The sequence below is a fragment of the Sphingomonas sp. CL5.1 genome (genome assembly GCF_013344685.1).
Classification (GTDB): Bacteria; Pseudomonadota; Alphaproteobacteria; order Sphingomonadales; family Sphingomonadaceae; genus Sphingomonas.
In genome coordinates this window covers 4175314-4194701 of record NZ_CP050137.1, presented here as the reverse complement: position 1 = coordinate 4194701, position 19388 = coordinate 4175314, and the positions used below count along the sequence as shown (strand labels likewise).

Genomic DNA, 19388 nt, shown 5'->3' with positions numbered 1-19388 from the left:
GGGCAATGGCGGCTTTCATGTGCGTGGGGGAAAGGACGGGCGGCATTGCCCGCCTGCGATATCGGAAGGGGGGAACGCGGCGCTGCTCGATCGGGACGACAGGCTGCATTGGTTCAAGACCGTCATTCTGCCGTTCCAGCCGGTTCTCCGGCGGCGGCTGCGGCGGCTGGTGCGCGATGCCGACGATCTCGACGATCTGGTCGCCGAGGTGCTGGCGCGCACCTACGCTTATGACGGATGGCGGGACATCCGCCACGGGCTCGCGTTCATGACGCGCACGGCGCACAATATCCTGATCGACCAGCAGCGGCGCGAGGTGATCGTCTCGATCGACTATGTCGCCGATCTGGAAGTGCTCCAGCGCAGCATATCCTATGACGAGATGTTCGATGCGCGCGACGCGCTGCGGCATCTCGAAAGCGTCGTCGAAACGCTCTCCCCGCAACCGCGCAGGGCCTTCCTGTTGCGGCGGGTGCAGGGCCATTCGGTCGGCGAGGTGGCGGAGATCATGGGGATATCCGTCTCAACGGTGGAGAAGCATCTGGCGAAGGCCCTGGCGCGCGTGGCGCGCGCGCGGGCCGAGCAGGAGGATCAAGGCGTTGTCCAGCGGCGCGGCGAAGGTGAACGGGCGGAAGGCGATCCGCGACGAGGCGGCGACATGGGTCGTTCGCCTTGATGCCGACCCGCGTCTGCGCCCCGAAGCCAATGCCTGGATAGACGCCGATCCGCGCCACGCCGTCGCCTTCGCCGAAGCGGAGGCGGCGTGGGAGGCGGCGCGCCACGTCCGGCTGCGCGGCGACGCGGCGGGGGCAGGCGAGGACGACGCGCCGGCCACGCCGGCGGTCGAGCCGCTGCCGCTCGTCCAGCGCCATATCACCCGCCGCTCCGCCGCGATCGGGCTGCTCGCCGCCTCCGCGGCGGGCGCGGTCGGGCTAGGGCGGATGCTGCTGTCGTCGGACGGGAACCGCGTGGCGACGATCCACGGGCAGCAGCGGCTGACGCGACTCGCGGATGGTTCGTCGATCCGGCTCAACAGCGGCACCACGCTGGACGTCAGCCTGAACGCCTCGCGCCGCGTCGTCCGCATGATCGAGGGCGAGGCGCTGTTCGACGTCGCGCGCGATCGGCGGCGGCCGTTCGTGGTCGATCTCGGCGACGCGCGGGTGCAGGTGATCGGCACCAGCTTCAATATTCGCAAGCGGCTGGACCGCGCCGAGCTGACCGTCACCAGCGGGCTGGTGGCGGTGAGCGATGTCGACGGCCAGACGATCCGCGTCGGTGCCGGCGAGACGACGCTGATTCGCCCGGGCCTGCTCGCCGCCGCCAATCCCGGCGAGACGCTGATCCGCCAGCGCACCGCATGGCAGGATGGCTTCATCGAATTGAACGACGAGACGATCGAGGAGGCTGTGGCGGAGTTCAACCGCTATCGTGACAAGCCGATCGTGGTGGCCGATCCGCGGATCGGCTCGCTCGTCGTCTCCGGCCGCTTCGGCATCCGCGAAAGCCGCGAGTTCGTCGAAGCGCTGAAAAGCAGCTTCGCGATCAATGCGGTGACGATGCCGAACGGATCGATCGCGCTGTCGAGGGGCGAGGTGGCGCTGGGGCGCACGGAATAACCGTGGGCCTAGCCGGCTTGTTCCGCTGTTCCGACGAGAGTTGATCCAGCGCTATTTCACCAGTTCCGGCTCCCGCGTCTCCGTGCGGGTCAGCAGCGGGGCGAGGTAGCGGCCGGTGAAGCTGCCCTTTGCCGCCGCCACGGTTTCCGGCGTGCCTTCGGCGACGATCTCGCCGCCCTTCACGCCGCCCTCCGGGCCGAGGTCGATGATCCAGTCGGCGGTCTTGATGACGTCGAGGTTATGCTCGATCACCACCACCGTATTGCCCTGCTCGACCAGCGCGTGAAGCACTTCCAGCAGCTTGCGCACGTCCTCGAAATGCAGGCCGGTGGTCGGTTCGTCGAGGATATACAAGGTATTGCCGGTGGCGCGCCGGCTCAATTCCTTAGCCAGCTTCACGCGCTGCGCCTCGCCGCCGGAGAGGGTGGTCGCCTGCTGCCCGACCTTGACGTAGCCAAGGCCGACTTCCGCCAGCATCGCCATCTTGTCGCGGATCGGCGGCACCGCCTTGAAGAACTCCGCCGCATCCTCGACCGTCATGTCGAGCACGTCGGCGATCGAATGGCCCTTGAACTTCACCTCCAGCGTCTCGCGGTTGTAGCGCGCGCCGTGGCACACGTCGCAGGTGACATAGACGTCGGGCAGGAAGTGCATCTCGATCTTGAGCACGCCGTCGCCCTGGCACGCCTCGCACCGCCCGCCCTTGACGTTGAAGCTGAACCGGCCGGGCTTGTAGCCGCGCGCCTGCGATTCCGGGAGGCCCGCGAACCAGTCGCGGATCTGGGTGAAGGCGCCGGTATAGGTCGCCGGGTTCGATCGCGGGGTGCGGCCGATCGGCGACTGGTCGATGTCGATCACCTTGTCGAGATGCTGTAGCCCGGTGATCTTCTCATGCTTGCCGGCGAGGATGCGCGCGCCGTTGAGCTGTCGCGCGGCGGCGGCATAGAGCGTGTCGATCGTGAAGCTCGACTTGCCCGAGCCGGAGACGCCGGTGATGCAGGTGAAGGTGCCGAGCGGGATGCTCGCGGTGACGTCACGCAAATTGTTGGCGGTTGCGTTGTGGACGGTAAGCTTCCTGCCCGACCCCTTGCGCCGTTTCGCCGGCACCGGCACCGCGCGCGTGCCGTTGAGATAATCGGCGGTGATCGAATCCTTCGACTTCAGCAGCTCGGGCAAGGTGCCCTCGGCCACCACCTTGCCGCCATGGACGCCCGCGCCCGGCCCCATGTCGATGATGTAATCGGCGGTGCGGATCGCGTCCTCGTCATGCTCGACCACCAGCACGGTGTTGCCGAGGTCGCGTAGCCGGCGCAGCGTCGCGAGCAGCATGTCGTTGTCGCGCTGGTGCAGGCCGATCGACGGCTCGTCGAGCACGTAGAGCACGCCGGAAAGCCCGCTGCCGATCTGGCTGGCGAGCCGGATGCGCTGGCTCTCGCCGCCGGACAGCGTGCCGGAGGTGCGATCGAGGTTGAGGTAATCGAGACCGACGTTGTTGAGGAAGCCGAGCCGCTCGACGATCTCCTTCAGGATGCGCTCGGCGATCGCGCGCTGCTGGTCGGTGAGCTGCGCGGGAAGGGCGTTGAACCACGCAAGCGCATCGACCACCGACATGCGCGTCGCGTGGCTGATGTCCTGATGCGCGACCTTCACCGCCAGCGCCTCTGGCTTCAGCCGCGCGCCGTGGCACACCTCGCAGGCTTGCGACGACTGATATTTGCCCAGCTCCTCGCGCATCCACGCGCTCTCGGTCTGGAGCATCCGGCGGTTGAGGTTGCCGATCACGCCCTCAAACGGCTTCTTCACGTCATAGGATTTCCTGCCGTCGACGAACGTCAGCGTCACCGGCTTGCCGCCGGTGCCGTGGAGGATGATGAGGCGCACCTCGCCCGGCAGGTCCTTCCACGGCGTCTCCAGGCTGAAGCCGAACTCGCGCGCGAGGCTGCCCAGCACCTGCATGTAATAGGGCGAGGGCGGGTTGGATTTCGCCCACGGCACGATCGCGCCCTTTTTGAGGGACAGGTCGTGGTTGGGGACGACCAGATCCTCGTCGAAGATCAGTTTCTCGCCCAGCCCGTCGCAGGCCGGGCAGGCGCCTTGCGGGGCGTTGAAGGAGAACAGGCGCGGCTCGATCTCGGGAATGGTGAAGCCGCTGACCGGGCAGGCGAATTTCTCGGAGAAGACGATGCGGTTGGCGGGGATACCGGCATTCTTCATCTGCCCGCCTGCCGCCGCCTCGTCCTCGCGCCCCGGCACCACGCCGTCCGCCAGATCGACATAGGCGAGACCTTCCGCCAGCTTCAGCGCGGTCTCGAAACTGTCCGCCAGCCGCGTCGCGATATCCTCGCGCACGACGAGGCGATCGACCACCACCTCGATGTCGTGCTTGTATTTCTTGTCGAGCGCGGGCGCCTCGTCGATCTCGTGCATCTCGCCGTCGATGCGCACGCGGGTGAAGCCGGCCTTCTGCCACTCGGCCAGTTCCTTGCGATATTCGCCTTTCCGCCCGCGCACCACCGGCGCGAGCAGATAGAGCCGCGTCCCCTCCGGCAGCGCCATCACGCGATCGACCATCTGGCTCACCGTCTGCGCGCTGATCGGCAGGCCGGTGGCGGGCGAATAAGGCACGCCGACCCGCGCCCACAGCAAGCGCATGTAATCGTAGATCTCGGTGACGGTGGCGACGGTGGAGCGCGGGTTGCGGCTGGTCGTCTTCTGCTCGATCGAGATCGCGGGGGAGAGGCCCTCGATATGGTCGACGTCCGGCTTCTGCATCAGCTCGAGGAACTGGCGAGCATAGGCCGACAGCGACTCGACGTAGCGGCGCTGCCCCTCGGCATAGATGGTGTCGAAGGCGAGGCTCGACTTGCCCGAGCCGGACAGGCCGGTGATGACCGTCAGCGTGTCGCGCGGGATATCGACCGACACGTCCTTGAGATTGTGCTCCCGCGCGCCGCGGACGGAGATGTGAGTCAGCATGAAGGGAGTTCTACTTCTGTTCCGGCCAGCTTTCCAGTCCCGACAGATGGGGCCGGCGATTTGATGCGGCAAGGAGGGCTGGCGCCGCGCCGGATGTGTATTATATAAATGCTACACTCGGCAGTGGAACGGAAAATGGCGAAGAAGGACGGCAGGAAGGGGAAACGCATCCCCAAGAAGATCGGCGGGATGAAGATCCCGAAGGAATTGCGTCAGGCGGGCGAGGCGCTGCTCGACAAGGCCAATTCCCCGGCGGGGCGAGAGATCATCGCCTCCGGACTGACGATGGCGGCCGCCGCCGCGAGCGCCGCCGCGATCAAGCATCGCATGAAGGCGGAGCCGGCGCGCAAGCCCGGCGATCCCGGCATGATCGATCCGCAACGTGTCGCCGACGTGGTGGGCGACATGGCGGACGCGGTGCTTGATCGCATCTTCGGCGCGCGGAAGGCGTGACGGCGATTACCGCGATTTCATCCGGCGGACGCCCCGCCGTCAGCCGGCGGGGCGCAGAAGCGCGGCTCCGATCAGGAGGAATTGGCATGAAGCAATCGAAATTGATGCTCGCATTCGCCGCCGGCGCGCTGGCGCTGAGCGGGACGCCGGCGCTGGCCAAGGGCTGCATCCGTGGCGCGATCGCCGGCGGGGTGGCGGGGCATTACGCCGGGCACCATGCGATAGCGGGCGCGATGGCGGGCTGCGCGGCGGGCCATTATTACTACAAGCACAAGGCCACCGTCGCCGCGCAGAAGCAGGCGCAGGCCGCGCATCCGGCACCAGCGCATCAGTGACGGGCGGACGTCGACGCTCTCCCCGGCGGGAGGGCGTCGCGCCGTCAGAAATAGCGCGCCAGCGCGAAACGCAGGCGGGTGCGGTTGTTGGCGTAGAGCGGCAGGGTGGAATCCATCCGGCTCCAGCTCACCCCGATCGTCGGCGAGAAGCCGAGCCAGGCGAATGCGCGGTTGCCGACCGTGGCGCGCAGCGAGAAGCGCCAGTCATGGCGCGGATCGGTCGAGAAGATCGGGATCGGCGCGTCATAGAGCGCGCGGCTGAACGAACCGCCGAGACCGACGTTGAACCCGGCCGGAAGCTCCCCGCCGATGCCCGCGATCATGCCAAGCTCGACACTGGAATAGGCCTTGGCGCGAAAGGCGTCGCGGCGCAGGAAGACACCGCCCGAGGTGACGATCGAGCGCGCGACGACGCGCTCATAGGTCGCGTAAAGACCCGACTGCCAGCCATTGTAATTATTGTCGAACGGCGATGCGGTGTGTCGCACGTCTAGTTGCAGGCCGACGCGCGAGGCGTCGCTGACGTCGGCTTCCAGGCCGCCCTTCATCCCAACCTGCCGGGTGATGAGATGCTGGCCGAACACGCGATCCGCCCCCACCGCCTGCATCCGCACGCGCAGGCTCTGGTTCAGCGCGACTTCCGCGCCGCCGGCAAGTTCATAGGAGAAGTCGTTGAAACGGCTGTCTCCATAGACTGTCTTGGCCGCGTCGAAATCGCCTAGCAGGCTGACGTCGCCACCGACCGGCAGCTTCACGCCGCTCTCGATCGTCGCGAAATGGCCGGTGCCGGATCGTGCCCGCGCATCGGGGCTGAGCGCGAGCGGGATCGCCAGCGGCCCGAACAGCACGGTGACGCTGTCCGCGCCAGTCGCGTTGTTGATGTTGGTGTCGGGCGCGAAGCCGGCGTCGAGGTTGAGCGTCCAGGCGCGCTTCGAGCGGATCACGGTGCGCGCCAGCCGGATCGTTCGCGCCACCTCCGGCGGCAGGTCGCGGTCCTCGGCGGCGAGGCGGAACTCGCGGTCGGCCGATTGCGGGTGCCCCATCGCGAACAGGGTGCGCGCCAGCTCCAGCCGCACGCGCGTCTGGCGCGGATCGTCGACCAGGATCGCGCGGAACATCTCCGCCGCGCGCGGCAGGTCGCCGGTCTGCTCGGCGATATAGCCGGCGAGGAAGCGATAGTGGAAGGTGAGCTGCGGCACGCCGGCCAGCGCCTCCACCATCGGCTTCGCCTCGGCATAGCGTTTGGCGGCGACGAGCTTCTGCACCTCGTCGAGCAGTTCGGCGGGGGTGAGGCGCGCCTTGCATGTGCGCGCGACGCACTGGTCGATCAGCGCCTGCGCGCCCGCGCCGCCGGGGACGAGCGCCGCTGCCGCCAGCAGCGCCGCCGCCGCTGTGCCGCGTATCATTTCTTGCCCGTGTAAGCGCCCAGGATATCGATCCGCTGGTCCGGCGTGCCGCCGACGATGCGGAAGCCGCCGCCGATCTCCTGCGCCGCCGGGCCGAAGAAGGCGCCGTCGAGACTGGAGCCGGCGATCGAGACGACATAATCCTTGCCGCCCGGCGTGGTGAACTTGGCGTCGCCGATCGTGCCGGTGAAGCCGCCCTTGCCGACGAGGTCGATCGTTGCGGAGCCATGGGCGGTGAAGGTGGTGCCGCCGGGCAGCACGTAATTGCCGTTGGTATAAGCGTCGAGCGCGGCGGCCGAGACGGTGCCGTTGAACGCGGAACTGACCGAGAGCTTGGCGAAATCCACCGTTGTGGTCTGCGATCCGGTGATCCACTGGAAATAGGTGGAAGCGAGCGGATCGGTGTCGATCAGCGGATTGAACACCATCGTCGCCAGCATGTCACCGGTGAAGCTGGCGCTGCCGGTTTTCGGCACGACCGAATTGTCGCTGCGCTCGCCATAGGCGAACACGGCGCGATCGAGCGAATAACTGTTCTCGAGATAGGTGCCCTTGGTCACCGGATCGGTCTGCTTGACGACGCCCAGCGTGTTGCGGACATAGCCGGCATAGGTGACATATTGCGTGGTGGTGCCGGGCTTCTGGTAGAAGAAGGTCTGCACCTGCGACGTGAAGGTATCGTTGCCGACGACATAATGGTTGGGATCGCCGCCGGAGATGACGGGGCCGCTTGAGGAGCCGGCCTGGAGATATTGGATGTTGGCGGCGGCCGGCAGTTGCGGCACGTCCGCCTGCGGTTGCGAAAGGCCGCCGAAATCGACACGGTGCGCCGGGTCCTGGAAGCGGTTCGTACCGGTAGATACGCTGGCGAGCGGGCGGTTGACCGTCACCTCGAAGATTGCGTCGCGCGGATTGTACGCCACGGTAATGCCGCCGTCGCGCGGGGTGTTGGCGTCGCCGGCGTAGAGCTCGCCATACTGGGTCTGGCCGTCGTCGCGCGTCTTGTACGCGAAATGCTGCGCGCCGCCGATCGCGTCGTAGGTCTTGGTCTCGGTCGGGTTGACGAAGGTGCCGGTGGAACCTGAACCACCCGATGAGGGCGCGCCGACGCTGCCGGCGGATTGCGGGCCGGCGCCGCCGCAGGCGGCGAGCGCGGTCGCGGACGCAAGAATGATATAATTACGCATGGTGACGAACCGTTCCCCCAGCAAGGTCTGGGCGGAAAGTAACCGTGCGTGGTTAAGAGTTGGTCAACGACCCGTCGGCGCGCGCCTCACTTGCCGCGCCGTTTGCGGTGGCTCTCGAGGTCCAGCACCGCGGAATCCTCGCCATCGGGCAGCAGGCCGAGGCGACGGGCGACTTCCTGATAAGCCTCCGCCTCGCCGCCGAGATCGCGGCGGAAGCGATCCTTGTCGAGCTTCTCGTTGGTGTTCATGTCCCACAGGCGGCAACCGTCCGGGCTGATCTCGTCCGCCAGGATGATGCGGCCGTAGTCATTGTCCCAGATGCGGCCGAACTCCAGCTTGAAATCCACCAGCCGGATGCCGACGCCGGCGAACAGGCCGCACAGGAAATCGTTGATGCGGATCGCGAGGTCGGCGATGTCGTGCATCTCCTCCTGGCTGGCCCAGCCGAACGCGGCGATATGCTCGTCCGTGATCATCGGGGTGCCGAGCGCATCGTCCTTGTAATAATATTCGAGGATCGTGCGCGGCAGCCGCGTGCCCTCCTCGATCCCCAGCCGCTGGCTGAGCGAGCCGGCGGCGACGTTGCGCACCACCACCTCGATCGGGATGATCTCCACCTGCCGGATGAGCTGCTCGCGCATGTTGAGGCGGCGGATGAAATGCGTCGGCACGCCGATATGGTCGAGCAGGGTGAAGATATGCTCGGAGATTCGGTTGTTGAGCACGCCCTTGCCGTTGATCGTGCCGCGCTTCTGCGCGTTGAAGGCGGTGGCGTCGTCCTTGAAATACTGGATCAGCGTGCCCGGCTCCGGCCCCTCGTAGAGGATCTTCGCCTTGCCTTCGTAGATCTGCCGCCGCCGCGCCATCGCCGCTTACCCTCGAAAAATGAACAGCCCCGGCGGCGCGAATGCCGCGCGGCCGGGGCGGGAATCTGTCCGGAGCTATACGGGAAGGGGGCTGGCGGCGCAATCAGCGGGCGCCGGCGCCGCGCGCCGCCGGTTGAGCGGCGGCCAGATCAGCCGGGTGTGACCTTCGGTACCGCGCCGGATCGGTCACCGCCCATCCATTGAGGTATCCCCGGAACGGGGTGGGAGATCGATCGGCGGCCGGGTGAGGGGCAGAAACCGCCGAACGCTTGGGGGTCGGGGATCGCCCGCCCGCGTTCCGGGGAAGGGGTTAGCCGCAGCGCTGGCCGCGGTGGCGCCACGGCGCGTCATATTGTTCGCGATGCAGCCGTGCGAAACCGACGGTCGCCGCGTCCACCAGACCGGCGATCGCGCCGGATACCGCCCGAGCAAATGAATGATGCGAATTGGCCCAGGACTGGGTCAGAAAATCGTCGCGCATTTCTTCCTCCTGTCCGTTTGCGTTGACGATCGGAATATGGCGCGGTGGCTGATGCGGCGCCAACAAATTGCTCGACAGGATCAACAAGCCAGCCTTATCATCTCGCGATGCGCCGCATCCCGCCCCTTGCCGCCGTCCGCGCCTTCGAGGCGGCGGCGCGACATGAGAATTTCACCGCCGCCGGGCAGGAGCTGGGGATGACGCAGGCGGCGGTGAGCTATCAGATCCGCTTGCTGGAGGAGCGGCTCGGCACACCTTTGTTCCGGCGGGAGCGGCGGCGCGTGATGCTGACCGAGGCGGGGCGGCGCGCGGCGGCGCAACTCACCCGCGCGTTCGACGCGATCGACGCCGCCTTCGCCACGATCCGCGCGGAGGACGAGGCGCTATTGACGCTTTCCACCTCGAACACCTTCGCCAACACCTGGCTGGTGTGGCGGCTGGGCGCGTTCCAGATCGCGCACCCGGAGATGGCCGTCCGCCTCGTCACCAGCGATGCGCTGACCGATTTCGCGGCGGAGGACGTGGACGTCGCGATCCGCGCCGGGCGCGGCGGCTGGGAGGGGCTTTCCGAGGACCTGCTGATGCGGGTCGATTTCACGCCGATGTGCAGCCCGGAATTCCTCGCCGCGCACGGCGGGCGGATCGTGCCGGTGGACCTGTTGCGGCTGCCGCTGATAAGCCCGAATGATCCGTGGTGGGGCCACTGGCTGCGCGAGGCGGGCGTGGAGGTGCGCGAGGGCGCGCTGCGCCCCGGCATGCGGCTCGATTCCCAGGCGCATGAAGGGTATGCCGCGATGGCCGGGCAGGGGGTGGCGATGCTGACGCCGTTCTTCTGGCGCAACGATCTGGCGGAGGGGAAACTGGTGCGGCTGTTCGAGCAGACCTCGACCCGCAACTACGGCTATTGGCTGGTCTGCCCGGAGCATCGCCGCCGCGTGCCGAAGATCGCGCGCTTCCGCGAATGGCTGCTGCGCGAGATCGCCACGGACAAGGCGCTGCTGGCGTAGCGCGGATCGCGCTGCTAACGGCTTTCACTTCCATGGCCACCGACTTCGCAGAACCGCCGATCGGCATCCTCGACGCCCCGTTCGACAGCGCGCTTTCCGAACGATATCTCGTCTATGCGCTATCCACGATCACCGCCCGCTCGCTGCCCGACGTGCGCGACGGGCTGAAGCCGGTGCATCGCCGCCTCTTGTGGGCGATGCGGCTGCTCAGGCTCGATCCGGCGGCGGGCTACAAGAAATGCGCGCGCGTCGTGGGCGACGTGATCGGCAAATACCATCCGCATGGCGACCAGTCGGTCTATGACGCGATGGTCCGGCTCGCGCAGGATTTCGCGCTGCGCTATCCGCTCGTCGACGGGCAGGGCAATTTCGGCAACATCGACGGCGATAACGCCGCCGCCTATCGCTACACCGAGGCGCGGCTGACGCAGGTCGCGATCGACCTGATGGACGGGCTGGACGAGGATGCCGTCGCCTTCCGCCCGACCTATAACGGCGAGGAGCAGGAGCCGGAGCTGTTCCCCGGCATGTTCCCCAATCTGCTGGCGAACGGCGCGAGCGGCATCGCGGTGGGCATGGCGACGAGCATCCCGCCGCATAACGCCGCCGAACTGCTCGCCGCCGCGATCGCGCTGATCGACAATCCGGCGGCCGATCCGCTCGATCATGTGCAGGGGCCGGATTTCCCCACGGGGGGCCTGCTGGTTGATGGCGCCGCCGTGATCCGCGAGGCCTATGCCACCGGGCGCGGCGGCTTCCGCGTCCGCTGCCGCTGGACGGTGGAGCGCGAGAAGGGCGGGGCGTGGCAGATCGTCGTCGGCGAGATTCCGTACGGCGTGCAGAAGGGCAAGCTGATCGAGCAGATCGCCGCCTTGATTAATGAGAAGAAGCTGCCGATCCTCGCCGACGTGCGCGACGAGAGCGACGCGGAAATCCGGCTGGTGCTGGAGCCGCGCAGCCGCACGGTCGATCCGCAGGTGCTGATGGACGGGCTGTTCCGCATGTCCGACCTCGAGACGCGCGTGCCGCTCAACCTCAACGTGCTCGACAAGACGCGCACGCCGCGCGTGATGAGCCTCAAGGAAGCGCTGGAGGCGTGGGTCGAGCATCAGTTCGTCGTGCTGCGCCGGCGCACCGAGCATCGCCTCGCCAGGATCGCCGACCGGCTGGAGCTGGTGGCGGGCTATATCATCGCCTTCCTCAACCTCGATCGCGTGATCGAGATCATCCGCACCGAGGATGAGCCGAAGCCGGTGATGATGGCGGAATTCCAGCTCACCGACCGGCAGGCGGAGGCGATCCTCAACATGCGGCTGCGCTCGCTGCGCCGGCTGGAGGAGATGGAGCTGAAGCGCGAGCAGGAGGCGCTGGCGAAGGAGCAGGCCGAGCTTCAGGCGCTCCTCGCATCCGACGCGCGGCAGCGCACGCGGATGAAGAAGGACCTCGCGAAGATCCGCGACCGCTACGGCCCCGAAACCGCGCTCGGCAAGCGTCGCACGACGATCGAGGAAGCCGCCCCCGCGCGCGACATTCCGCTGGAGGCGATGATCGAGCGCGAGCCGATCACCGTGATCCTGTCGCAGCGTGGCTGGATCAGGGCGATGAAGGGCCATGTCGACCTTTCCTCCGCCGACACGCTGAAGTTCAAGGAAGGCGACGGCCCGGCCTATGCCTTCCACGCGCAGACGACCGACAAGCTGCTGCTCGCGGCGGAGAACGGCCGCTTCTACACGCTGGCGGCGGACAAGCTGCCGGGCGGGCGCGGCTTCGGCGAGCCGGTGCGCGCGACGATCGATCTCGACGGCAATGTCGGGATCGCCGCCTTCATGAGCGCGGCGAAGCTAGACAAATTGCTGATCGCGGCGAGCGACGGGCGCGGTTTCGTCGTGGCGGTGGGCGACGTGATGGCCGAGACCCGCAAGGGCAAGACGGTGATGACCCCGCGCACCGGCGCGAAGCTGATCCTCGCCAGGCCGATCCCGGAAGGCGCCGATTATGTCGCGGCGATCGGCGACAATCGCAAGATGGTCGTCTTCCCATTGAGCGAGCTGGCGGAGATGACGCGCGGGCAGGGCGTGCAGCTCCAGCGCTATCGCGACGGCGGCCTCTCCGACGCGATCGCCTTCCGCTATGCGGATGGCCTGAGCTGGTCGATGGGCGGCGAGAGCGGGCGGACGCGCACCGAAAGCGACCTGTCGCCGTGGCGCGCGGCGCGGGGCGCGGCGGGACGGATGCCGCCGACCGGCTTCCCGCGCGACAACCGGTTCTGAATCCGGAAGAATCGACAAGCCATTGTAAATTTAGGTCATCGTTAACGATCCATATGCCAGACGGATCGTGAATGGAAAAAGGGGCAGCCTTCGCGAATGGCATCCCGTTGGTCATGCCCGCCGGCATGACGGCGGCGGAGGGGGCGCTTGAGCTGTTGCCGATCGCGGCGGTGATCGCCGGCTTCGACGATGGCCGGTTGGTGCGCGAGATGCCGAACAGCATCTGCCGCCGGCTCGGGCTGGATCGCGCGCTGGACGAGATCGCCCCGCGCATCGCCGCCTTCCTCGATCTGGGCGAAACGCGCGCGGAGTTCGACTGGACCATCGGGGAGACGGTGGAGCGGCGCCATTTCACGGTGACGCTGGCGCGCGTCGGCTTCCGCGCCGAGCCGCGCTGCATGGTCAGCTTCGTCGACCACACCAGCGAGATGCGCACCGAGCAGAGCCTGCGCCGCGAGATGACGATCGACAGCCTGACCGGGCTGCCCAATCGCAGTGGCTTCGGCGACATGCTGGAGAAGGTGATCGCCGCCGGTGACGGCGATTGCGCGGTGATCGTGCTCGATCTCGATCGCTTCAGCCGGATCAACGCCTGCCTCGGCAGCATGGCGGGCGACGAGCTGCTGATGGCGCTGGCGCGGCGGATCAAGGGCGCGTTGCGCGCGCGCGACGTGCTGGCGCGCACCGGCGGCGACGAATTCGGCATCCTGCTGTCGATCGACGAGAGCCGCGACGAGGCGGAGCATGTCGCCAAGCGCATCCGCGCGGTGCTCGCCACGCCCTTCCGCCTCAGCGACTATCAGATCCACGTCTCCTGCTCGATCGGCATCGCCTATGTCGACGAGACGGTGGCGGAGGCGGAGGACGTGATCCGCCACGCGCAATTCGCGGTGAAACGCTCCAAGCAGAGCGGGCGGGCGGAAGCGTATCAGAATCAGGCGTTCCTGCGCGCGGGCGAGGAGTTCGCGCTGGAAACCGCATTGCGCCGCGCGATCGAGGAACGGCAGCTCACGCTGCACTTCCAGCCGATCTGCGATCTTTCGACCGGGCGGGTCGTCAGCTTCGAGGCGCTGGCGCGCTGGACCGACGAGGAGGGGCGCGCGCAATCGCCCGCGCGGTTCATCGCGGTGGCGGAGGAATCGGGGCTGATCCTGCCGCTCGGCCGCTGGGCGATCGACCAGGCGGTGCGGACGCTGGCGGCGTGGGACCTGCGCGCGGGCGGCGACTGCGGCGTCTCGATGGCGGTGAACCTTTCCGCGATCCAGTTGCAGCGCGACGCGGTGGCGCCGGTGGTGGCCGCCGCGCTCGACCAGCACGGCCTGTCCGGGCGCCGCCTGCGGCTGGAGCTGACCGAAAGCGCGCTGGTGTCCGAGCCGGAGCGGATCGCGCGCGTGCTGCACGCGCTGAAGGCGCTCGGCGCGACGATCGCGATGGACGATTTCGGCACCGGCTATTCGAACCTCGCCTATCTCCAGAAGCTGCCGATCGACATCCTCAAGATCGACCGCAGCTTCATCACCGGGATGCTGGCCGATCGCGACAAGGTGGCGATCGTCCGCGCGGTGCTGGGCCTCGCCGCCGCGCTCAACATGGATACGGTGGCCGAGGGGATCGAGGCGATCGAGGTGGGGCAGACGCTCGCCGCGCTCGGCTGCACCTGCGGGCAGGGCTATGCCTATTCGCCGCCGGTGGAAGCGGAAGCGGCCTATCGGCTGCTGTGCGAGCTCAACAACTGATCGGCGATCGCGATCGTCTCCGCCGCGTCGGGGAAGCCGCGCGCGATCCACTCGTCCTCCACCGCGCGCAACAGCCGCGCGACCTCCGGTCCTTTCGCCACCCCCCGCGCGACGATCTCGCCGCCGCCGATCGGCAGGCGCGGCGGCGTCCAGCCCGTGAGCGCCGCGACGCTCTCTCCCGCAAGCAGCAGCCGGTCGGTGGCGATCGCCGGCCCGGCGCGGTAGGCGAGTGCGCGCGGCCCCTCGTCGCCCGGCCCGTCATGCGCCGCGCGCAAGCGCTTGCGATCGGCGTTCGACAGCTTGAGCCGCGCGCCGACGCCCTCCGCCGCATCGGGGGCGATCAGCGCAGCGAGGCGGCGGATCGCGTCGGGCGCGAGGCCCTCGGCCGCCTCGCGCGCCGCGAGCGCGGCGAGGCCGGCGGCGTCGGTGATCTCGGGCAGCACCGGGCGGAGGATGCCGCGCTCGATCATCAGCGCCACCACCGGCACCGCATTGGCCGCGACGAGCAGCCGCAGCAGCTCCGCCGCGATCCGCTCGCGCGACAGCGCCATCAGGTCGTTGGCGCGATCGGTGCAGGCGGCCAGCCCCTCGGCGTCGATCGCGTCGCCGAACCGCGCGTGGAAGCGGAAGAAGCGCAGGATGCGCAGATGATCCTCGGCGATCCGCTGATATGGGTCGCCGATGAAGCGCACGCGCCCGGCGGCAAGGTCGTCCAGCCCGCCGAACCAGTCGAACAGCTCGCCGGTCAGCGGATCGGCATAGAGCGCGTTCATCGTGAAATCGCGCCGCGCGGCATCCTCGCGCCAGTCGTCGGTGAAGGCGACGGTGGCGCGGCGGCCGTCGGTGGAGACGTCGCGGCGCAGGGTCGTCACCTCGACCACCGTGCCGCTGGAGACGGCGGTGATCGTGCCATGCTCGATGCCGGTGGGGACGGCCTTGATGCCCGCCGCCTTCAGCCGCGCGATCACTTCCGCGGGAGCATGGCGGGTGGCGATGTCGATGTCGGCCACGTCCAGCCCGAGCAGCGTGTCGCGCACCGCGCCGCCGACGTAGCGCGCCTCGCCCGCTGCCGCGCCGAGCGCCGCCGCGAGCCTGTCGAGGCCCGGCCGGTCGCGCCATGCGGCGGCGGGAAGCATGGTCTTTCCGTCGGTTACATCGTCCATCTCAGCCGCCGCGCGAGGTTGACGATCATCGCGGCGGTCGCGCCCCAGATGCGATGGCCGTCCCAGTTGATCTCGTAATAATGGCGCTCGTGGCCCTGCCACTCCACCGTCGCCTCGACATGGTTGGCGGTGTCGAGCAGGAAGTCGAGCGGCACCTCGAACACCGCCGCCACCTCCGCCTCGCTGGCGACGAGCGGCAGGTCGGGCGGCACCACGCCGACCACCGGCGTCACCAGGAAGCCGGTGACGGTGCGATAGCGATCGACCGCGCCGATCACCGTCACCGCGGCGCGCGGCAGGGCGATCTCCTCCTCCGCCTCGCGCAGCGCCGCCGTCACCGCGTCCTCGCCCGGATCGAGCCGGCCGCCGGGGAAGGCGACCTGCCCGGCGTGGCGGCGCATCGTCTCCGGGCGGCGGGTGAGGATCACGCCGGGGCGCGGACGATCGGTGACCGGCACCAGCACCGCCGCCGGGCGCATCATCTCGTCCGGCCCGAGATCGAGGTCGGCGCGGTCGCCGGTCAGCAGCACGGGCGTTTCGGTGAGGCCGGTGGCGAGCGCGCGGTGGAGGCGCTCGATGAGGTCGCTCATGGCAGCAGCGGGAAGAAGGCGCCGGCGCTCCACACGCCGGGTGGCTCGTCGTCTCCCGCCAGCGCGCGCTCGGCGAGGTCGTAATAGACCGCGCGCGCCACCAGCGCCTCCAGCCCGCCGCGCACGTGCAGATAGGGGTGGGGGCCGTCGTCATGCTCGACGAAGCGCAGCGGATGTTCGGCCGAGGCGGTGACGAGATCGCCGGTGTTGAGCCGGAACGCCAGCACCGCGTCGCGCCCTTCGCCCTCCGCCTTCATCTCCACCGCGACGAAGGGCGCGTCCTCCACCGCGATATCGAGCTTCTCGACCGGGGTGACGAGGACATATCCCCCGTCCGGCTCGCGGCGCAGGATGCGGCTGAACGCGCACACCATCGCCTGCCGCCCGATCGGCGAACCCTGGTGATACCAGGTGCCGTCCCGCGCGATGCGCATCTCGCTGTCGCCGCAATGCGTCGGGTGCCAGCGCTCGACCGGGGGCAGGCGGTCGCCCTCCGCCAGCCGCGCGATGTCCGCGATCGTCAGCGTCTCGAAATCGGGGGGCGGGGCCATCGGCATGTCCGCGGGACTAGGGGAGGGGGCGCGCCCCGTAAAGGTCAGGCCGCCATCGCCGCGCGCGGGCCGATCGTCCCGCCGCCCGCCGGCACGCCACCGCCGCGCGCGAGCAGGCGATGCCGCTCGACCGGGCCGGGAAGGCGCCAGCCGGCGGTGCGCGCGGCGCTGAAACCGAAGAAGCGCTCATAATATTCCGGGTCGCCGATCAGCATGATCGCATCGTCCAGCTCCGCGTGGGCGGCGGCGTCGAGGCATGCCGTCATCAGCATCCGCCCGATCCCGTCGCGCTGTCGCCCCGGCTCGACCGCGACCGGGCCGAGCAGGGTGAGCGGGACGACGCGCCCGTCGTCGGCGGAGAAGACCACCGGCCAGCACTGGATCGTCGCGACCAGCGCGCCGTCGTCGAGCGCGGCGAGGCTGAGCGCGGAGATCGCGGCGGTGCCGGCGCGCAGGCGATAGGCGGTGCGGCCGTGGCGGTCGCTGCCGAACGCGCGGTCGAGCAATGCCTCCACCGCGTTCCCATCCACCTTGTCCAGTCCCGTAAGCTCGATCACCCGCCTCATTCCCCGATGGACGCCAAGGGCGGCGCGGATTAGCGATAGCGCGTCCGAACGCAAGTGGAATGACGCCGTGAAGCTTTTCGATGCAGTCTGGGCGCCCAGCCCCCGGCGGGTGCGGATCTATCTGGCCGAGAAGGGGATCGCCATCGAGCGGGTGATGATCGACCTGCGCAAGGATGAGCAGCTCGGCCCGGATTACCTCGCGATCAACCCGCGCGGGATGGTGCCCGCGCTGCAACTCGACGATGGCGAGGTGATCTGCGAATCGGCGGCGATCTGCCGCTATTTCGAGGCCGTGCAGCCCGATCCGCCGCTGTTCGGCCGCACCCCGCTGGAGATCGCGCGGATCGAGAGCGCGACGCGGCGAATCGAGAGCGAGGGCTATGCCGCCGCCGTCTATGTGCTGCGCAACGGCAATCCCGCCTTCACCGGGCGCGGGGCGGCGGGGAAATGGCCGGAAATGGCGCAGATCCCGCAGCTCGCCGCGCGCGGCACGATCATGTGGGACATGTTCGTCGCGATGCTCGACAAGGAACTGGCGACGCGGCCGTGGGTGACCGGGGAGGACTATACCTTCGCCGACATCACCGCGCTGGCGACGATCGACTTCGCGAAGTCGGCCAGGCTCACGATGCCGGAATCGGCGGCGAACCTGCGCCGCTGGCATGCGGCGGCGAGCGCGAGGCCCAGCGCCGCGGCCTGACCGGCTTGCCCCGGCGCGGGGGTGGGCCTAGGGGCCGCGCGATGGACGACAGCCTCGAACTCGAAGTGCACGATCTGGAGGTGCCGGTGCTCACCGGCATCTATTCGGAGGAGACGCACCTGCCGCAGCCGCTGCGCATCTCGATCGGCGTCCAGCTCGACGCGCCCGCGCATTTCGCGCCGGATACGCCGCTCAGCGCGTCGAAGAACTATCTCGACCTGAAGCGCGCGGCGACGAGCGCGCTGCCGCCCGGCGTGCATTTCACGCTGATCGAGGGCGTGGCGGACCATATCGCAGACACGCTGTTCCTCCAGGATCAGCGCGTGCGGCGGGTGACGGTGAAGATCGTCAAGCTGGCGATCGCCGAGGCCGGCGAATCGATCGGGATCACCCTGGTCCGTCACCGCCGCTGACCGGCTGCCCGGCCGCCGTCGCGCCGGTGCGCCCGCACGGCCCCAGGCGTTCGAGAACGAATCGGTAATCCTCGCGCGCCTGCGCGGAATCGCTTTCGGAAAGGGAAGCCACGCTGTCGTCCGGCAACGCGCGCGGCAGGGCGCAGGCGAGGCGATACCATAGCAGGGTATCGGGCTTCGGCGGCGCCGCCGCGTCGTCGATGATCTCCGAGAGCGCGACCGCCCAGCGCGGCTGCTCGCCGGGGCGGCGCAGGATCGAGAGCGAGACAGGGCGGCGGTCGGCGGTGCGCAGGAAGATCTGCGTCTCGCCCTCGCCCGGCAGCGAGCCGGGGACGTGGAAGGCGTTGCCGATCCCCACCACCACCGGCGGCGCGTCGGCCGCCAGAACCTCGCCGGTGATTCGCCGCGCCAGCGCATCGCTCGCGGGCGACCAGCCGAGCTGCGCGCCCGGCGACACGAGCTGCACCTGCCCGCCTTGCCCGGCGACCGGGCGCGCGAACAAAAGAACGCGTGATTTCTTATACTTGGGCGTGCGCCCCAGCGGATCGGGCGCGGCATCCAGCAGGTAGCCGATGCGCGGCGGGATCGCGCCGGGGCCGCGGATCAGCGCGTTGACGTCCGCCTCGACGTAGAAACGGGTCGCGCCGGGGGCGAGTCCGGCCGCTTCGGCCGGTTTTATCTTAGAAGTCGAACGAATCGTCGCATCGATCACCAGCGGGCTGGCGATCACCAGATCGGCCATGTCGGCATAGGGCGGGGCCGGCGGCCCGGCTTCCGCCATGAACGGCGGCTGCTGCGCAAATGCGGGAAAAACGGCGGAAAAGGCCAGCCCGGCGGCCGCCAGGGCGCAAGGAAACGTCAGGGTTTTCATGCCGTTTGGATTACGCCATCGGCACCTTCCGATACAGAAATAAATCTGCCATGTGGGGATCGTACGTTTGTTGCGCCAGACAAAGCGTTTGCACGCCCCGAAACGTCGCGATAGGACTCGCGCCGTACCGTGGCATGTTCTAGCCTACGGACGTACTGGGCCGCCGGTTCGATGCGCTGGATCGGGGGTCCGGCCCTA

At 68.7% G+C, this 19388-nt stretch carries 19 protein-coding genes; 9 read left to right on the top strand and 10 right to left on the bottom strand.

What is annotated here, in order from left to right; all coding sequences use genetic code 11:
• The first annotated feature begins 19 nt into the window (after window positions 1-19).
• Window positions 20-676 (top strand): RNA polymerase sigma factor, encoded by a 657-nt coding sequence (locus tag F9288_RS20115; RefSeq protein ID WP_174838410.1) that lies wholly within the window; start codon window positions 20-22, stop codon window positions 674-676.
• The gene (locus tag F9288_RS20110) at window positions 600-1619 is read left to right on the top strand and encodes a FecR domain-containing protein (RefSeq protein ID WP_174838409.1); all 1020 of its coding nucleotides are present in this window, start codon (window positions 600-602) and stop codon (window positions 1617-1619) included. The genes F9288_RS20115 and F9288_RS20110 overlap by 77 nt, the downstream gene beginning before the upstream one ends.
• Before the next feature lie 51 nt (window positions 1620-1670).
• Here the strand turns inward: F9288_RS20110 and uvrA are convergent, their stop codons facing one another.
• The gene (gene uvrA / locus F9288_RS20105) at window positions 1671-4595 is read right to left on the bottom strand and encodes an excinuclease ABC subunit UvrA (RefSeq protein WP_174838408.1); all 2925 of its coding nucleotides are present in this window, start codon (window positions 4593-4595) and stop codon (window positions 1671-1673) included.
• A gap of 135 nt (window positions 4596-4730) precedes the next feature.
• Between uvrA and F9288_RS20100 the strand changes: the two genes are divergently transcribed.
• A complete protein-coding gene (locus tag F9288_RS20100; RefSeq protein WP_174838407.1) occupies window positions 4731-5048 on the top strand; it encodes a hypothetical protein in 318 nt (105 codons plus the stop codon).
• An 86-nt stretch (window positions 5049-5134) separates the two neighbouring features.
• The gene (locus F9288_RS20095; RefSeq protein ID WP_174838406.1) at window positions 5135-5383 is read left to right on the top strand and encodes a hypothetical protein; all 249 of its coding nucleotides are present in this window, start codon (window positions 5135-5137) and stop codon (window positions 5381-5383) included.
• Window positions 5384-5427: 44 nt separating this feature from the next.
• On the opposite strand, the gene F9288_RS20090 is transcribed toward F9288_RS20095, so the two are convergent.
• The 4 genes from F9288_RS20090 to F9288_RS20075 all read right to left on the bottom strand — a co-directional run bounded on the left by F9288_RS20090 (window position 5428) and on the right by F9288_RS20075 (window position 9407).
• A complete protein-coding gene (locus tag F9288_RS20090; RefSeq protein ID WP_174838405.1) occupies window positions 5428-6789 on the bottom strand; it encodes a porin family protein in 1362 nt (453 codons plus the stop codon).
• A complete protein-coding gene (locus F9288_RS20085) occupies window positions 6786-7976 on the bottom strand; it encodes a transferrin-binding protein-like solute binding protein (protein ID WP_174838404.1) in 1191 nt (396 codons plus the stop codon). Before F9288_RS20085 ends, F9288_RS20090 begins: the two co-directional genes overlap by 4 nt.
• Before the next feature lie 86 nt (window positions 7977-8062).
• Complete coding sequence (gene purC, locus F9288_RS20080; protein ID WP_174838403.1) at window positions 8063-8842, bottom strand: phosphoribosylaminoimidazolesuccinocarboxamide synthase; 780 nt, start codon at window positions 8840-8842, stop codon at window positions 8063-8065.
• A gap of 310 nt (window positions 8843-9152) precedes the next feature.
• Complete coding sequence (locus tag F9288_RS20075) at window positions 9153-9407, bottom strand: hypothetical protein (RefSeq protein ID WP_174838402.1); 255 nt, start codon at window positions 9405-9407, stop codon at window positions 9153-9155.
• 23 nt (window positions 9408-9430) lie between these two features.
• Here F9288_RS20075 and gcvA point away from each other — a divergent pair, with 23 nt between their 5' ends.
• The 3 genes from gcvA to F9288_RS20060 all read left to right on the top strand — a co-directional run bounded on the left by gcvA (window position 9431) and on the right by F9288_RS20060 (window position 14336).
• Window positions 9431-10330, top strand: a complete 900-nt coding sequence (gcvA, locus tag F9288_RS20070; RefSeq protein ID WP_174838401.1) for a transcriptional regulator GcvA — start codon at window positions 9431-9433, stop codon at window positions 10328-10330.
• 32 nt (window positions 10331-10362) lie between these two features.
• Window positions 10363-12600: a DNA topoisomerase IV subunit A gene (gene parC / locus F9288_RS20065; RefSeq protein WP_174838400.1), complete on the top strand. Its 2238-nt coding sequence runs from the start codon at window positions 10363-10365 to the stop codon at window positions 12598-12600.
• Window positions 12601-12671: 71 nt separating this feature from the next.
• Entirely contained in the window at window positions 12672-14336 is a 1665-nt protein-coding gene (locus tag F9288_RS20060) for a bifunctional diguanylate cyclase/phosphodiesterase (RefSeq protein ID WP_174838399.1), read from the top strand.
• Here F9288_RS20060 and F9288_RS20055 read toward each other — a convergent pair.
• Genes F9288_RS20055 through F9288_RS20040 form a run of 4 tightly spaced genes read right to left on the bottom strand, consistent with a single transcriptional unit; the run spans window position 14306 to window position 17206 of the window.
• A complete protein-coding gene (locus F9288_RS20055) occupies window positions 14306-15499 on the bottom strand; it encodes a CCA tRNA nucleotidyltransferase (protein ID WP_174838398.1) in 1194 nt (397 codons plus the stop codon). The genes F9288_RS20060 and F9288_RS20055 overlap by 31 nt on opposite strands.
• Window positions 15487-16089, bottom strand: coding sequence for a CoA pyrophosphatase (locus F9288_RS20050; protein WP_174838397.1), 603 nt, complete (start codon window positions 16087-16089; stop codon window positions 15487-15489). Before F9288_RS20050 ends, F9288_RS20055 begins: the two co-directional genes overlap by 13 nt.
• Entirely contained in the window at window positions 16086-16646 is a 561-nt protein-coding gene (locus F9288_RS20045) for a DUF1285 domain-containing protein (protein ID WP_174838396.1), read from the bottom strand. The genes F9288_RS20050 and F9288_RS20045 overlap by 4 nt, the downstream gene beginning before the upstream one ends.
• Window positions 16647-16684: 38 nt before the next feature.
• Window positions 16685-17206, bottom strand: coding sequence for a GNAT family N-acetyltransferase (locus F9288_RS20040; protein WP_174838395.1), 522 nt, complete (start codon window positions 17204-17206; stop codon window positions 16685-16687).
• A 67-nt stretch (window positions 17207-17273) separates the two neighbouring features.
• Between F9288_RS20040 and F9288_RS20035 the strand changes: the two genes are divergently transcribed.
• Complete coding sequence (locus tag F9288_RS20035) at window positions 17274-17906, top strand: glutathione S-transferase family protein (protein ID WP_174838394.1); 633 nt, start codon at window positions 17274-17276, stop codon at window positions 17904-17906.
• 41 nt (window positions 17907-17947) lie between these two features.
• A complete protein-coding gene (locus F9288_RS20030; protein WP_174838393.1) occupies window positions 17948-18319 on the top strand; it encodes a dihydroneopterin aldolase in 372 nt (123 codons plus the stop codon).
• Here the strand turns inward: F9288_RS20030 and F9288_RS20025 are convergent.
• Window positions 18294-19190 carry a hypothetical protein gene (locus F9288_RS20025; protein WP_254620981.1) on the bottom strand — a complete coding sequence of 299 codons (897 nt, stop codon included), beginning with the start codon at window positions 19188-19190 and terminating at the stop codon, window positions 18294-18296. The genes F9288_RS20030 and F9288_RS20025 overlap by 26 nt on opposite strands.
• Between the last annotated feature and the right edge of the window lie 198 nt (window positions 19191-19388).

Excerpts from the sequence above, each read along its gene's own strand:
- uvrA (WP_174838408.1), bottom strand. The coding sequence starts at position 4,595 with ATGCTGACTCACATCTCCGTCCGCGGCGCGCGGGAGCACAATCTCAAG.
- F9288_RS20090 (WP_174838405.1), bottom strand. The coding sequence starts at position 6,789 with ATGATACGCGGCACAGCGGCGGCGGCGCTGCTGGCGGCAGCGGCGCTC.
- F9288_RS20100 (WP_174838407.1), top strand. The coding sequence starts at position 4,731 with ATGGCGAAGAAGGACGGCAGGAAGGGGAAACGCATCCCCAAGAAGATC.
- parC (WP_174838400.1), top strand. The coding sequence starts at position 10,363 with ATGGCCACCGACTTCGCAGAACCGCCGATCGGCATCCTCGACGCCCCG.
- F9288_RS20030 (WP_174838393.1), top strand. The coding sequence starts at position 17,948 with ATGGACGACAGCCTCGAACTCGAAGTGCACGATCTGGAGGTGCCGGTG.
- F9288_RS20040 (WP_174838395.1), bottom strand. The coding sequence starts at position 17,206 with ATGAGGCGGGTGATCGAGCTTACGGGACTGGACAAGGTGGATGGGAAC.
- F9288_RS20025 (WP_254620981.1), bottom strand. The coding sequence starts at position 19,190 with ATGAAAACCCTGACGTTTCCTTGCGCCCTGGCGGCCGCCGGGCTGGCC.
- F9288_RS20045 (WP_174838396.1), bottom strand. The coding sequence starts at position 16,646 with ATGCCGATGGCCCCGCCCCCCGATTTCGAGACGCTGACGATCGCGGAC.
- gcvA (WP_174838401.1), top strand. The coding sequence starts at position 9,431 with ATGCGCCGCATCCCGCCCCTTGCCGCCGTCCGCGCCTTCGAGGCGGCG.
- F9288_RS20055 (WP_174838398.1), bottom strand. The coding sequence starts at position 15,499 with ATGGACGATGTAACCGACGGAAAGACCATGCTTCCCGCCGCCGCATGG.
- F9288_RS20060 (WP_174838399.1), top strand. The coding sequence starts at position 12,672 with ATGGAAAAAGGGGCAGCCTTCGCGAATGGCATCCCGTTGGTCATGCCC.
- F9288_RS20095 (WP_174838406.1), top strand. The coding sequence starts at position 5,135 with ATGAAGCAATCGAAATTGATGCTCGCATTCGCCGCCGGCGCGCTGGCG.
- F9288_RS20085 (WP_174838404.1), bottom strand. The coding sequence starts at position 7,976 with ATGCGTAATTATATCATTCTTGCGTCCGCGACCGCGCTCGCCGCCTGC.
- purC (WP_174838403.1), bottom strand. The coding sequence starts at position 8,842 with ATGGCGCGGCGGCGGCAGATCTACGAAGGCAAGGCGAAGATCCTCTAC.
- F9288_RS20050 (WP_174838397.1), bottom strand. The coding sequence starts at position 16,089 with ATGAGCGACCTCATCGAGCGCCTCCACCGCGCGCTCGCCACCGGCCTC.